Below are 13,921 nucleotides of genomic sequence, written 5' to 3'. Positions count from 1 at the left end.
TTCAATCCACGGAGGAAAACATCATGAAAAAAATGAATATGATTACTGGAATGCTCTTTGCCGCCGCTGTTGTCAGCACTGGAGCCTATGCTGCATCAACCAACACAACAGCCACCACTTCAGCCGATCAGCAGGCATTCTTGGAGCAGACCTCAACCCTGCGCTCCACGCTGGCCGCAGATCACGCTGAACTGCGAGCACTCATGCATGCAAACACCCCGGATACCAGCCGCATTCGCACTCTGAGTGAAAAAATTAGCAAAGAACGGGATACGCTGCGCCAAAAAGCCCTGGAATACAAGATTGCCCCCATGGGCCACGGTTGGGCAATGGGCAGCCAGTATTGCGACTATAGCAGCAGCATGATGGGCTATGGAGGGCACAGGGCCATGCACGACTCAATGATGCATGGTGAAGGTGGGTATAATCATATGCAAGGATATGGCGGTCATCACATGCAGGGAACTGGAAGCAACCAGCATATGAACGGCGGCTCAAATCACCACATGTAATGAAAGCGTACATGGGGTTGCGTAAAGAGTGTTTTCCGCAACCCCATTTTGCGGACATTGAGGAGAAACTATGTTCGAACACGTGAGGACCTGTTTGACAGGGTGGGAAGATCACTTAATGGGAGGCACGTTCATGGGACATTTTATGGGAGGCGGTCTGTTTGGTGGACTCTTGAATATATTTTTACTTTTTTTATTTATTACAATTATTTACAAAATTTTCTTTGCCAACAAATCCTCTACACCGAAAGATCGTGATACCGAGGATTCTCTCAGGATTCTTGATGCAAGGCTGGCTCGTGGTGAAATCAGCGAGGAAGAGTATCAGCGCCTTCGCAAAATCCTGGCGCGAGGTTGAGCTTTCTTTCGTTGAAGTTCCCATACAGGAGCCAGCCACCTTGAAGGGTGGCTGGGTTCGCCTTCGCCTTCCGCCAAACTCAAGCAATATCTAAGAATGACATGGCCAATACCAAGCTCTTTGGCAACAAACTGAGGTTTGGCCTTTGGTACGAAGCTGATCTGCCTTTTCATCAATCCTGGAGGTCTATCGAAAATTGCTCCATGAGTTTTCTGATGCCGAGAAGGATCCGTTGTTCAGCCCCAGCTGCAGCCCCACCTTACCCGTAGGGTAGGAAAAATCACCTGCTTTCGGGATTGCAAATTTTTTTCTGAGCAGCTCTTTTGTGTCCATTTTTTCAGTACCAGGTCAGTTCTTTGAGGCGAGGCAACAGTTTATGCACGCTCTCGAAGCGAACTAAGGAACGACTTGACATCAAGCCCGTTGTTGTTGGCAAAATCCATAGCGCCAAAAACTTCGCTCGGCTTGATACCAATCTTATGGCGAAGTTCGATCATGAGTTGGTGCAAAGCTCTATCCTCATAAAATCCCAGCCGATGTAATATTTCTTGTTCGCATTGAGTCAATTCATTATTTTTTTGCATGTTTTCCTTATGATTGCAATGTATATAGGGGTTTTCTGGCCAGTCTACCTGTGGAGGTATTCAACCTGCCCATCGTCTGAGGACAAGCGGAGACACCAGTGAGATTTTCCGGAAGATCTTAGCTGCTGATACTTTGACGTGGGTAAATCTTCTAGCGCAAGGAACACGAATAATAGTCCCAGATTGAGTTATAATCAGCGATTTTCTCTCCGTCCCGCTGGAGACGCTTGAGGTAGTCGTGAATAGAAACATCGGTGTAGATGTAGGTGTCCATGAGAGCCATCTTTTTCTTCCAGGGGTGAAACTCGTAGCCCCGGCGTCCATCTGGCAAAATCGTGATCAGATCCCGGTTCTGGCTGGCAAGGAGATAATTTTTACCTAAGCGTGGCACATTAAATACGGTCACGTCAGTGCGCACGATTCCGGGCAAGATCCTTGGCCTCTTCCTGCTGCTCCTGCAGCAGACGGACAATCGGTACCCGGTAATCGTCAGTCTCTTCTTTGCCCCTGGTGTTGAAGGTGTAATTGGGGATCACGCCTATCAAACGCAGCTTTTGCCGCAGAGTTGCCGCCTTGAATTTACGAGAGTTGTAGTAGGTAAACACCATCTGGTTATAGACGCTGATACCGAAAAGGCGGAAACGTTGCGCCGCCTGCATTGCCCCGCACGTTATCTCGGTCGGATGCTCAAAGTGGGTGATAATTATCATCTCCCGTCGTCCGGATTCGTGAAAGATAATTAGATTTTTCAATCAAGGCCGAGGATTGCGCAAAATTTTATCGCAGGCATATACGTGATATCGGAGTATTCGCTTACCTCCGAGGATAAAATTTTAAGCATGACGAGGTAAGCGCCAGACTCCGCGGAATTGGCAGAAAAAGCAATTATTCAAGATTCCTAAGGACTCGGTAATCCGCTACGGCAAGGTCACCGGGGTGCGGGTACCAATGCGGAGCCAGAGCACACACACCAATTGCGCCAGACGGCTGAGGATCATCTCCAGCCGTTCGTCGGAAAAAATCAACGGGTCGCCACCGGTGACCAAAATCTCCTTGATCTTCTCGATCCACTGCAGGGCTTGATCGAGTTTTTCTTTTCCCTGGGCTGCATCCGGTAAAAGCACATCCTGGGTCTGCCAGTTCCGTTGGCAATAGACGCAGATCTGGGGTCAGGTCAGTACCGGCTTGAGAATAACGATGCCGGGATAACGACGAGTGATGCCGTCAATGGGGATTATCCCCCTCACCCATGAAATCGTGGCTGCAGCCCGGCTCCTCCTACCGCAGTTCACGCACTCGACTCACGTAGTGCATTGACGGAATCACCTGTGCTCGAGCCATGGTAATGGCGGTCCGTTCCTGTTCGGAAAGGACGATCAGCTCGCCAAGCACCTCGGGGCTGCGGATGATATACCGGATATGCCAGCTCCAGTCGTACCATTCCAGATCGCTAATCTGAAAGTATTGAGAAAGCCGCTGCTTGTTTGCGCTACGCTACCGGATGAGTTCATCATCCATGTTGATACATTCCTGCGCCTTGCGGGCCATGCTTGAAAAATCGGAAGAACGCATTGTAACCGCAATCCTGCCACCATGGTTGCGGAATTCAGGTGCTTTTTCGGTATTGAGGTCGGCCAGCCCCCTGATTCCTTTCATCAGATGCAGCATTTCGGCAATGAAGCCCGAACTTGGAGCAGGGGCAGTATGGTTGCCTTGGATGAGGCTATCCAGATAGGCGAGTAAAGAAAATCCGGCGAGCTCCTCGCTCCGTATGCTGAACATGTTGCGTAAAGCCCAGATCGTACCTCGAAAGACGACCCAAATCAGAGCGGCCATGTCCGTTGTTTTATCGTAAACGTTAAAAAGCCTGATCAACGATATGGAGGAGTCCTCACGTAAACAGAACTCACTGAACAAATTCAGAATGTTTTCAAAATGGATCAAAGTTGGGGAGCGCTAAAGCACTTCGTTCCAGTCAAACGTGCCCCTAAGGGGATGTGGTCTCTCTATTTGAAGGGGGGAGAAGAAGGGACAGAGAATTGGTCGAATGTTTGCTCGACTCACCACGCCGTAGCCAATTCACCCGGCCCTTTAATAAAGAGCCGTAGGTTCGTGCGCAATAATTTGCCTTCTTCCTGATGCAAAAGAGAATACAGTAAGATGACCAGTTGGCGTACCAACGGTAGAATGAGCCCCCCCTTGATGGGGGGGATATACGGCGAGGACTGAACGATCAGCACTTCAAGACATTTTGTGCCGACGAACCTTTGGGGCCATCGGTCACTTCGAAGCTTACGCGTGCTCCCTCTTCAAGGGATTTGAACCCGTGCCCCTGAATGGCAGTATGATGCACAAACACATCCTTGCCACCGTCTTGCTCGATAAAACCAAATCCTTTTGAATCGTTAAACCATTTTACAGTTCCTTCAGACATAATAACTACTCCTTGTTCGTTGTGCGCACTCGGCACACAATTCTGTGCTGGCCCAATTTGGACCTGTGGTAACACACCGCATAATCAAAAGGATTATGCGGTGAGATGTTTATATTGCGGCTTCGTTCATCACCTGGCCTGGCCAGAAAAACCGAAAATATCGGATCTCTGAGGGCGGCGACTTCGCGAACGCCGCGAACTTGATGCTGTTTTTGTTTTTGTACCGGTCGACCGATGCTTTGAATTGTCAGAGCGGCACTCCGATTGAGCGGGACGAGAAGCCTGGACATCCGGATCAACGGGTTGACGCCGCATTTTTCCTTCAAGGGATCGCTCAATGGTGCGAATTATCCGGGCATCCTCTTTGGTGACAAAATTAAGAGCCTCACCGGTGCAGGCAGCCCGGCCGGTACGACCGGAACGATGGATATACGCCTCGGCAGTATCCGGCATATCATAGTTGATAACATGGGAGATACCGGTGACATCAATGCCCCGTGCGGCAATATCCGTGGCGACGAGGATGTTAAATCTTCCCTTTTTAAAGCCATCCAGCGCCTGCTTTCGTTGCCCCTGAGAAAGGTTCCCCTGCAACGAGGTGGCTTTGAAACCCGATTTCTCCAGTTTAAGAGCCAGGCTCTTTGCCTTGTGTTTGGTTCGGGTGAAAACCAGGATGGTTTCCATCTGTTCACGGTCGAGCAGATGAAGAAGCAATGCGGTTTTTTGCTCCTGTCCGATGGTATAAAGTCTGTGGGAAACACTTTTGGCCGATCGACTAGGGTTGATCTGTACCGTCACCGGATCATTGAGGATATCTTCGGCAAGATGCCTGATTTCTTTTGGCATTGTTGCTGAAAATACCAGCGTTTGCCTCTCCTTGGGGAGCTGTCGCAATATTCTGCGAATATCGGGGAGGAATCCCTTATCGAACATGTGGTCAGCCTCATCAAGGATCAAGGTCTCAACCTGGCTCAGGTCGATCGCCTTGCTGTTGAGGATATCCAAAAGACGTCCCGGGCAGGCAACAACAATATCGACTCCCTGGCGAAGCCTCTTCATCTGCCCCTGCTTGCTGACGCCTCCGTAGATAGCCATGCTTCTCAATCGGGTGCCCTTGATAATGCTACGGGTAAAATCATTGATCTGTTCGGCCAACTCTCTAGTCGGAGCGATAATCAATGTTTTGACGTGTTTTCCAGAGGTTGCCATGAGATGTTGCACGGTCGGCAAAATAAATGCCGCAGTCTTTCCGGTCCCGGTCTGGGCCAGCCCCAAAAGATCTCGCCGCTCAAGAATGGAACCAATTGCCTGCTTTTGAATGGGGGTGGGGGTGACGAAGCCGCATGTTTGGATTGCTCGGGAAATATGGGGGGTAAAATTAAAATCGTTAAAACTCATTACTACTCCTGCAATCAACATCGTTTACGTCCATGATCAGTTCACTGCACATTGTTGCAACGCAGGATCTCTGGAAAAAATTGCTGTTAATCGCTGAAAAAATATATATATGACCTGCTGCTGGTGCAGCAGTAAAATCGTGCGCGCAAAAATCGATCAATGAAAGGCCGATGTCTGCGTGTTTATCAGTTCAATGTCTGATAGGCACGTACTCAGATTAAAATATTGGTAAAAAGGGAGAGAACAAAAAGATATCTGTACAGCAGGTTTCACTTGACCAGCTACCTTGCTCATTACAGACAAGATTTCGATGTTTACAAAGTGAGAAATATTTGGATTCGAAAATAGTATATGGAAGAGTGCCAGTAAAAAGTTAATGCTCTTGATCCTGCAGAGGTGATAAGCAAAAAACTTTTAAGGCATCTAAGGATATGGAATTATAACGTAAGATATCAAAAAAGAAAAGGATGCTATTTGAGTTGATAAATTGAACACTACACCATAAATTTTAATACCACAAGCTAATAATTCTCAATGCTCAACTTTATAGATCACACAACGCATCATCCACGCTATTCTCCGAAATTATTCTGGTCCATCGCTTCTCAATATTTGCCGTCAGCAAATAACACGCCTAGACTGCACTTACCCAGCACCTAAGGAGTAAAAATTATCAACTTGTAATATTAAAATTAATATTGTATTTTATTTTACCTTTCAAAAAACAGCATCCTCATTTTTTGATATCTTCCTATATAATTTCATATCCTTAGATACCCAATAAGTTTTTTGCTTATCACCTCGGGAGAAAGAGCATGAAACTTTTTATTGGTAGCCTTCCCTATAATATTGTTGAATCGGAACTATCTGAGTTATTTGGCCACGTTGGCAGTGTCGTTAGTGTCAAACTTATTACAGATCCCTTTTCCGGTGAATCCAAGGGATTTGGTTTTGTCGAGATGTCCTCTCGCTCTGAAGGTCACAAAGCCATGGATGGTTTAAACGGCAAGGAATACAAATACCGCAAGCTTGTCTGCAATGAGGCTAAACCCCCGTTAAAATAAAGACCAACGACGTAGATAATTTTTACAACATCTCAATCTGCTTACGTGCATGTCAGTTAGTCACCTGATGAACACGTTTATACCAACCTACCAACGTCTTTGTTTTCCCAGGACAAGCCAGGGAATGAGATGAGCTTGAAAGATACTTATATTGCCGCAAACTTTTTGATAATGCGGTGCATCACGGCTGGCCTCCCACAAGGGTCAGCCACAAAACTGTGCGCTCTATGCACACAATGACAAGGAGTAGTTATAATGGCGGAAGGAACTGTAAAATGGTTTAACGATTCAAAAGGATTTGGTTTTATCGAGCAAGACGGTGGCAAAGATGTGTTTGTACACCATACTGCCATTCAGGGGAGCGGGTTCAAATCTCTTGAAGAAGGTGCGCGCGTGAGCTTCGAGGTGACAGATGGCCCCAAGGGTCCGTCGGCTCAAAATGTCGTGAAGATCTGATCGTTAAGACATCGCCATAGCCAACAAACCCTACACCACGTGGGGTTTGTTGTTTGCGTATGCCAAAACGATAAAACGCGAAAGAGAAAAAGTTGCTCAAAAGTGAACGCACGTTGCCTTTGCTTCGAGTCAGGCAAATGATATGCATTCACTTCCCCAAAAGGACAGTTACTCGACTTACGCCCCCCCATATGGCCCCCCCCCCTGAGTAGCAACAATCTGTTCTTCACTAAAAATTCATTGTTTCCCCCTCCCCCCTTCAATGGCACTGTCTCCCCCACATGGATGAATTATCTCAAGGATCTTTTGATCTTGCCTGTATGGCCTATGATAACGGGCTTTTAAAGGAAGCCCGTTCCCAGTATCAGCACCTCATCAATCTTCACCCAAACTATCCACCATTACGTTATAACCTTGGTCTGGTCTATTTCCAACAGGCTGAATTCGTTCAGGCCCTGAACGAATTTTCTATAGCGGCGATATATGAACCAGAAGACATCGATACCCTCTATAACCTCGCTCTTTGTCAAAAAAAAATTGGAGATTATACGGCGGCGATCGATACCCATGTGCGAATATTGAACCAGGAGCCAAATCATTTTGACAGCCTCTTCAGCCTTGGAAATTGCTATCGAGATCAGTATGAAGACGAACAAGCCATCGCCTGCTACCTGCGTACTCTTACACTGCAGCCTGCCTTTATGCCCGCAATAGCCAATCTGGCCGCCGTGCACCACAGAGGAGGAGACTATGATCTGGCCATTGGGTATTACAAGCAAGTTCTGCAAAAACAGCCCCAAGACGAGTCCATTGGTTATATCTTAGCAGCGTTGCAGGGAGTTCCACTTGATCACGCCCCTGACTCGTATATCCACGACGTTTTCAATAGTTATGCCAATGATTTCGAACACAACCTCGTCGTTGAATTGGGATATAATAACCCGCAACAACTGTATGACTGTTTCATTCGGAGCAATGCAAGCAAGGAACGTTGTCTCCATGGATTAGATCTTGGCTGCGGTACAGGCTTGGGGGGTCTTGTTTTCCAAAAAATGGTCGAGACTCTTGACGGGGTAGATCTCTCAGAGAACATGATCGATCAAGCGTTTGGGAAAGGATGCTACACTCAAATCCATCATAATTCTATTGTTCAGCATCTAACAACAACTGACGAGACCTACGATTTCTTTCTTGCTACAGATGTTTTCATTTATGCTGGGGATCTCGTACCGATTTTTACTCTCGCCCGGGCAGTTGCCACAGATCATGCCTTATTCTGTTTTTCAACTGAACATTTGAATGGAACGTTGTACAGCTTGCAACCAAGCGGTCGTTTTGCCTACTCGACAGGATACATTCGACAGGCTGCTTCAGAAACCGGTTGGGATATACTGTCCTACGAATCTGCACCTTTGCGATGGGAGTATGATGAATGGTTAAATGGAGATTTGTGGATTCTCAGATTATTGACACCCGAGCCACAGGCCTAGACAAGAATGGGCAAGGAGCAGTCTTCCAATAGCTACAAATTGGCTTCCAGGTAACACCCATTCTCTTGATCAATACCCCGTTCACGAATCAGATTATCATAGCGGGCCACAAAGCCACCATGTTGATCGATGGTCATGGGGTGCGCCTCCGGCCTGATGACTCTTACTCGTTTATACCCGGCCAACTTTGCTATATCACATACTTTTTTAAGCAAATAGCTTCGCGGATCACTTTTTAACCGAGCCCCAAGGCGGGCATAGTCCCGGCTTCGTTTTTTCATCGTTTTAATGACATGCTGCCCTTGTATGGTGATAATCGTGATCTCCATCCGTGAAGTATCAAGGAAAAAAGAGACTTTAGCGGCATAGCTATTTCCAGCTCCATGAGGATTGGGTTCATCTTCTTTTGTGATAAAACAGCAAATCCCCAAGTTATCTTCGGCAAACCCATTCTCCATCATCAGAATCAACCCATTGCCGAGTATGGTTTTCTTTCCATATTGAGCCATATAGCTGGCCCGAATTTTCAAAGTTTCATGTATAATGCGACCATTCTCCTCACACTGGGCTACGCTTTCAGCGATGGTTGCCTTCTCCAAGCCATGAAATAAAAAATGGGGCTCCATGTAACTGGCCGGATCGTTGATAGCCAAAGGCTGGGCAAATTTTTGGACAGCCTGCGCCATTGCTGCACAGTACACGGAAAGACTGGCTGGTTTCTGCAATGCGTAATAGCCATGTTCAAGAAGAATCATGACAAGCTCAATGTACTCTTCAAAGCAGAGCCCCTGAAGGTCTAACAACCGCACGCTCTTCCCCTGATGGAACTTAGCTGGAGCTCTCACTGTGACGGTATGCAGTGACGAATCGAAAAATTTTTGCTCAAAGCAGGAAGGATTGAAGATATAATCCCGGACACGGGCGGCGAAAGCTTGTTGATTGATGAGCGCCATTGTTCCCCCAACATAGGCTTTACCCTGGTGAGGACAAAGGCTGATTTTTTTAAGTGAAAAGATGTAAATAAAGACTACATCTTTTCACACGGCCTCACACCATAATTCGCCTCATAAATAAGAAACTTTCGAGCCTTACGAATAACTTCACCCTGGGCAAGATTAAATATATATCTACATTTCTTCATCAAGACTCAGACACCCGATTTGACTAAATCAATGTTTGGGGTCAATTGGAACACTGCACTAGTTCTGCTTTGTCACTCGAACTCGTTCAGTTGTCGCGCAGTCATTGAACTATTTGAGCGACCTCATGTAAGCCGTTTCTAAAAATATCGAACGAATGATTGAGGTTGTTCCAAACACTGAATATCAGGCATTGCCGCACTTCGTTTCAACATCTCCCTGGGATCACCGTCCAGTCATGGATCAAGTGGCTTTGGACTGCGATAATCATCTCGGCGGCACTCCGGATAGCGGGTTGATCATTGACGAAACAAGCATCCCCAAGAAGGGCAAACTGTCTGTTGGCGTTGCACGACAATGGTGCGGGCGCCTTGGAAAAGTTGACGACTGGCCAGGTTGGTGTCTTTGCATCGTTGATTCACGGATCATCCTCAGCGCTTGTTGATGCCTGGCTCTATCTTCCAAAAGAATGGACAGAGAGTCGGAAGCGAAGCAAGCGTGCTGGCGTTCCTGGTGGCTTGGTTAAGTATCCACATCACATTATATTTGCATTCCCAAGCTGTCTGGGCTAACGTCTTTTTCATCGCGTGCTCCTTCTTGGGCCGGTCACGATATCTGCATCGTGCCGATTACCTGGAAGGAGCATTTTTTTTAAATACTACAGCATAGCTTTTCTCATTCTTCCCAGCATAGCTGGGAGATTAGCCTGGATTTAATCAATACATCATTGAACGGTATAGCTGAACTCAAAGGGGCGCTTTTGGCCATCGCTCAGCTTGGTTCCTACCATGAAATGATATTCCCCCTTTTTCAGCAGGGCGACATCAGCACCAAAATGACCTCCCATACCCATCAAGGGGATTGCGGCTCCTGCCTGGGTATCACCCGGACCGGTGATTTTTACTGCCACCGTGCCCTCATGCAGCGCCTCGCCTGTCTTGGCATCACTAAACATCATCATGAAATGATAGTTTTCCTCTTTTCCCATCTTCGCCATAACAGCGCCGACATCGTTGAGATGTGCCATACCATTGACACCTTCCACAGTCTGTTGCCCAAGCATGATGGAATCATGTTCCATCATCTCCATGGAAGCGTTAGCGTTACCCTCCATGGCCATTTGATGCTCTCCATGCTCAGCGGCAGAGAGGCTCAGGGGAAGGCTGAGTGCAGCACAACTCATCAGGGTTATTAATGTCCGTTTCATAGTATTCTCCTTAAAAATGGGCTCCGCAATCGGAGCGTTTACAGTTTCAGGTTTCCTCCAACAGAGGCTCGTTTGCTCCGGCGGTTTTTGCCTGTCTCAGGCTATGGCTCCGCCAGATATAAAAAATAACGGGATAAACCAAGAGTTCCATAATCCCCGAGGTGACCACTCCACCGACCATGGGGGCGGCGATCCGTTTCATCACATCGGCTCCTGCCCCATGGCTCCACATAATCGGTAACAAGCCGGCAATAATGACTGCAATGGTCATCACCTTGGGACGAATCCGTTTCACCGCGCCAAAATGGATCGCCTCCACCAAATCTGCATGATTTCGCATTCTGCCCTGATGAAACCAACGCTGGTAGGCCAGATCGAGATAGAGCAGCATGACCACCCCGGTCTCGGCATCCAGCCCAGCCAGAGCGATAATCCCCACCCAGACGGCTATCGAGGAGTGATAACCAAGGAAATAGAGCAGCCAGAAAGCCCCAACCAGGGAAAAAGGCACGGCGAGAAAAACGATGGCCGTCTTGAGCAGACTTTTTGTGCTCATGTAGATAATGACGAAAATAATGAGCACGGTCAGGGGGATAATAACCAGTAAGCGAGCACGGGCCTTTTCCATGTATTCAAACTGCCCGGACCAGACCAGGTTATAGCCTGCGGGCAGTTGCAGGTGGGCATCAACAGCCTTGCGGGCATCGGCGACAAAGGTGCCAATATCCACGCCTTGAATATCGACGTAGACCCAAACCGTCCGCCGACCATTCTCACTCTTGATCGAATCCGGTCCATGGCTGATGCTGAGATCAGCCAGCTGCGCCAGAGGAATCTGGCGGTTGCCGGGGCCGGGAACAAGCACACGCTTAAGCGAATCGATATCGCTTCTGAAATCACGGTCATACCGGACGTTGATGGTGTAGCGTTCAAGCCCTTCCACGGTCTCTGCAACCGGCATTCCGCCAACGGCCGCCTGGATGACCGCCTGAATCACCCCGACATTGATGCCATAACGAGCTGCCCGCTGACGATCGATTTCAATATTGAGATAATTACCGCCCAGAGGACGCTCGGCAATGGCACTCAGAGTACCCGGCACCGTGCTCACCACCGCCTCGAGTTCCTCCCCAATTTTGCTGAGAACCGCAAGATCATTGCCCATAACTTTGATGCCAACCGGGGTTTTAATACCGGTGGAGAGCATGTCGATTCTGGTTTTGATCGGCATGGTCCAGGCATTGGTCAGTCCTGGAAATTGAATGGCGTTATTAAGCCGTTCGATCAACTGCTCCACACTCATAGGAGATTCTTCAGGCAACAGGTAACGCAGGAGACTTTTCACAGGGGCGAGCACCTCTGGCCAGCCTGAGTAAAAACGGGTCGTCTCCACCTTGCGCCACTTACTCTCGGGCTTGAGCATGATCGTCGTTTCAAGCATCATCATGGGGGCAGGGTCAGTGGCAGTTTCAGCGCGCCCCACTTTGCCAAAGACATGGGCGACTTCCGGAAACTGACGAATGATACGATCAGTCTGCTGCAAGACCTCCTTGGCCTTGGTCACAGAGATCCCCGGCAAGGTTGTCGGCATATAGAGCAGGTCCCCCTCATAGAGGGGCGGCATAAATTCGGAACCGATGCGTGATATCGGCCAAAGCATGGAGAGGAGAGCAACAAGGGTGAGCAGCAGGGTGAGTTTACGCCACTGCAAGACCCAGTCGACCACCGGATGATAGAGGCGGATCAGAATTCGGTTAATGGGATTAGCCTGCTCATCTTTGATCTTGCCGCGAATAAACCACCCCATCAAAACCGGAACTAGGGTCACCGACAGCAGGGCTGCCGCCCCCATAGCATAGGTCTTGGTGAAAGCCAGGGGCTTGAACATGCGGCCCGATTGTTCCGTCAGGGTGAAGACCGGTGCAAAGGAGATGGTGATCACCAGTAGGGAGAAAAACAGCGTCGGTCCGACTTCGCTTGCCGCATTGAGGATAATCTGCCAATGGGGTTTGTGACCACGATCCCGCTCCAGATGCTTATGCGCGTTCTCAATCATGATGATAGCCGCGTCAATCATTGCCCCGATGGCAATGGCAATCCCCCCCAGGCTCATGATATTGGCGTTGATTCCCTGGACATGCATGATCACAAAGGCAAGCAAAATAGCAACCGGAAGGGTACAGATGGCAACCAAAGCACTGGGTAGATGACCAAGAAAGATCAAGGTCACCACCGCCACCACCACCGACTCTTCCAGCAGTTTTTCTTTTAAGGTCACCACCGCGCGTTCGATCAGATCTGAACGGTCGTAGGCGGTTTTGATCGTTACCCCCTCAGGCAATCCGGCTTTAAGGCTTTCAAGTTTCGCTTTGACCCGCTTGATCGTCTCCAGAGCATTTTCGCCAAAACGCATGACCACGATGCCACCAACGGTCTCGCCCTGCCCGTCCCACTCGGCTATTCCCCGCCGCATCTCTGGACCAAGACGTACCTCGGCCAGATCCTTTACAAGCACCGGGGTACCGTCGGAACTGGCGCGAACTACAATATCCGCCAAATCCTTGAGGGATTGCACATACCCTCGGCTTCTGACCATGAACTCTGTTTCACCACTCTCGATGGCGCCACCACCAACATCAAGGTTGGCCCGCTTGATCGCTTCCATGAGTTCGGTAATGGGAATGGAGTAAGCTGCCAACCTGTTGGGATCCACCGCAACCTGATACTGTTTGACAAAGCCCCCGATACTCGCCACCTCGGAGACCCCTTCGACCGCGGTTAACTCATAACGGAGGTACCAGTCCTGCAGCGAGCGCAACTCCTGAAGGGAATGATTTTGGCTTTCCAAGGTATACTGAAAGATCCAGCCGACACCGGTGGCATCGGGCCCTAGAGTCGGATTCACCCCGCTGGGCAAAAGCGAGGAACTAGCACTAAGATATTCCAGTACCCGTGAACGGGCCCAATAGATATCAGTACCGTCTTCAAAAATAATATAAACAAAGGAAGAACCGAAAAAGGAGTAGCCGCGAACGACCTTTGCCCCGGGGACAGAAAGCATGCGCGTGGCCAGAGGGTAGGTCACCTGATCTTCAACAACCTGCGGCGCCTGCCCGGGATACTTGGTGAACACGATGACCTGTACATCCGATAAATCTGGAATAGCATCCACCGGCGTGTTTTTCAGGGAATAGAGGCCGGAGAGAATCACGAACAGGGTCGCGAGGACGACCAAAAATTTATTACGGATAGACCAAGAGATGAGCGCTTCAAGCATGG

General features: G+C 48.8%; 16 protein-coding genes. 6 read left to right on the top strand and 10 right to left on the bottom strand.

Annotation, left to right across the window (positions count from 1 at the left end):
• Positions 1-23: 23 nt before the first annotated feature.
• Positions 24-512 (top strand): hypothetical protein, encoded by a 489-nt coding sequence (locus JWJ90_RS13050; RefSeq protein ID WP_205227670.1) that lies wholly within the window; start codon positions 24-26, stop codon positions 510-512.
• Positions 513-645: 133 nt separating this feature from the next.
• Positions 646-870, top strand: a complete 225-nt coding sequence (locus JWJ90_RS13045; protein WP_205227669.1) for an SHOCT domain-containing protein — start codon at positions 646-648, stop codon at positions 868-870.
• 374 nt (positions 871-1,244) lie between these two features.
• On the opposite strand, the gene JWJ90_RS13040 is transcribed toward JWJ90_RS13045, so the two are convergent.
• From JWJ90_RS13040 to JWJ90_RS13010, 7 genes are all read right to left on the bottom strand, one after another.
• Positions 1,245-1,454 carry a hypothetical protein gene (locus JWJ90_RS13040; RefSeq protein WP_205227668.1) on the bottom strand — a complete coding sequence of 70 codons (210 nt, stop codon included), beginning with the start codon at positions 1,452-1,454 and terminating at the stop codon, positions 1,245-1,247.
• 151 nt (positions 1,455-1,605) lie between these two features.
• Positions 1,606-1,872: a hypothetical protein gene (locus tag JWJ90_RS13035; RefSeq protein WP_205227667.1), complete on the bottom strand. Its 267-nt coding sequence runs from the start codon at positions 1,870-1,872 to the stop codon at positions 1,606-1,608.
• On the bottom strand, positions 1,862-2,164 hold the full coding sequence (locus JWJ90_RS13030) for a hypothetical protein (RefSeq protein ID WP_205227666.1): 303 nt from the start codon (positions 2,162-2,164) through the stop codon (positions 1,862-1,864). The genes JWJ90_RS13035 and JWJ90_RS13030 overlap by 11 nt, the downstream gene beginning before the upstream one ends.
• 207 nt (positions 2,165-2,371) lie before the next feature.
• Positions 2,372-2,578 (bottom strand): hypothetical protein, encoded by a 207-nt coding sequence (locus JWJ90_RS13025; protein WP_205227665.1) that lies wholly within the window; start codon positions 2,576-2,578, stop codon positions 2,372-2,374.
• 370 nt (positions 2,579-2,948) lie between these two features.
• On the bottom strand, positions 2,949-3,290 hold the full coding sequence (locus JWJ90_RS13020) for a hypothetical protein (protein ID WP_205227664.1): 342 nt from the start codon (positions 3,288-3,290) through the stop codon (positions 2,949-2,951).
• Between the two features lie 397 nt (positions 3,291-3,687).
• Positions 3,688-3,888, bottom strand: coding sequence for a cold-shock protein (locus JWJ90_RS13015; RefSeq protein WP_205227663.1), 201 nt, complete (start codon positions 3,886-3,888; stop codon positions 3,688-3,690).
• A 129-nt stretch (positions 3,889-4,017) separates the two neighbouring features.
• Entirely contained in the window at positions 4,018-5,286 is a 1,269-nt protein-coding gene (locus JWJ90_RS13010) for a DEAD/DEAH box helicase (protein WP_205227662.1), read from the bottom strand.
• An 815-nt stretch (positions 5,287-6,101) separates the two neighbouring features.
• On the opposite strand from JWJ90_RS13010, the gene JWJ90_RS13005 reads away from it, so the two are divergent.
• The 3 genes from JWJ90_RS13005 (at position 6,102) to JWJ90_RS12995 (ending at position 8,296) form a co-directional block, all read left to right on the top strand.
• A complete protein-coding gene (locus tag JWJ90_RS13005) occupies positions 6,102-6,350 on the top strand; it encodes an RNA recognition motif domain-containing protein (RefSeq protein WP_205227661.1) in 249 nt (82 codons plus the stop codon).
• A 255-nt stretch (positions 6,351-6,605) separates the two neighbouring features.
• Positions 6,606-6,806 carry a cold-shock protein gene (locus JWJ90_RS13000; protein ID WP_205227660.1) on the top strand — a complete coding sequence of 67 codons (201 nt, stop codon included), beginning with the start codon at positions 6,606-6,608 and terminating at the stop codon, positions 6,804-6,806.
• A 281-nt stretch (positions 6,807-7,087) separates the two neighbouring features.
• Positions 7,088-8,296 (top strand): tetratricopeptide repeat protein, encoded by a 1,209-nt coding sequence (locus tag JWJ90_RS12995; RefSeq protein ID WP_205227659.1) that lies wholly within the window; start codon positions 7,088-7,090, stop codon positions 8,294-8,296.
• A 32-nt stretch (positions 8,297-8,328) separates the two neighbouring features.
• Here JWJ90_RS12995 and JWJ90_RS12990 read toward each other — a convergent pair whose 3' ends face one another.
• Complete coding sequence (locus JWJ90_RS12990; protein ID WP_205227658.1) at positions 8,329-9,105, bottom strand: hypothetical protein; 777 nt, start codon at positions 9,103-9,105, stop codon at positions 8,329-8,331.
• 478 nt (positions 9,106-9,583) lie between these two features.
• Between JWJ90_RS12990 and JWJ90_RS12985 the strand changes: the two genes are divergently transcribed.
• Positions 9,584-9,880, top strand: a complete 297-nt coding sequence (locus tag JWJ90_RS12985) for a transposase (RefSeq protein ID WP_420828915.1) — start codon at positions 9,584-9,586, stop codon at positions 9,878-9,880.
• Positions 9,881-10,159: 279 nt separating this feature from the next.
• On the opposite strand, the gene JWJ90_RS12980 is transcribed toward JWJ90_RS12985, so the two are convergent.
• Both JWJ90_RS12980 and JWJ90_RS12975 read right to left on the bottom strand, forming a co-directional pair.
• A complete protein-coding gene (locus JWJ90_RS12980; protein WP_205227656.1) occupies positions 10,160-10,642 on the bottom strand; it encodes a hypothetical protein in 483 nt (160 codons plus the stop codon).
• Positions 10,643-10,688: 46 nt separating this feature from the next.
• Entirely contained in the window at positions 10,689-13,919 is a 3,231-nt protein-coding gene (locus JWJ90_RS12975) for an efflux RND transporter permease subunit (protein ID WP_205227655.1), read from the bottom strand.
• Positions 13,920-13,921: the final 2 nt, after the last annotated feature.

Source organism: Desulfobulbus rhabdoformis, assembly GCF_016919065.1.
Lineage (GTDB): Bacteria > Desulfobacterota > Desulfobulbia > Desulfobulbales > Desulfobulbaceae > Desulfobulbus > Desulfobulbus rhabdoformis.
The sequence above is the reverse complement of the archived record's forward strand: the minus strand, read 5'-3'. Positions and strand labels throughout refer to the sequence as shown.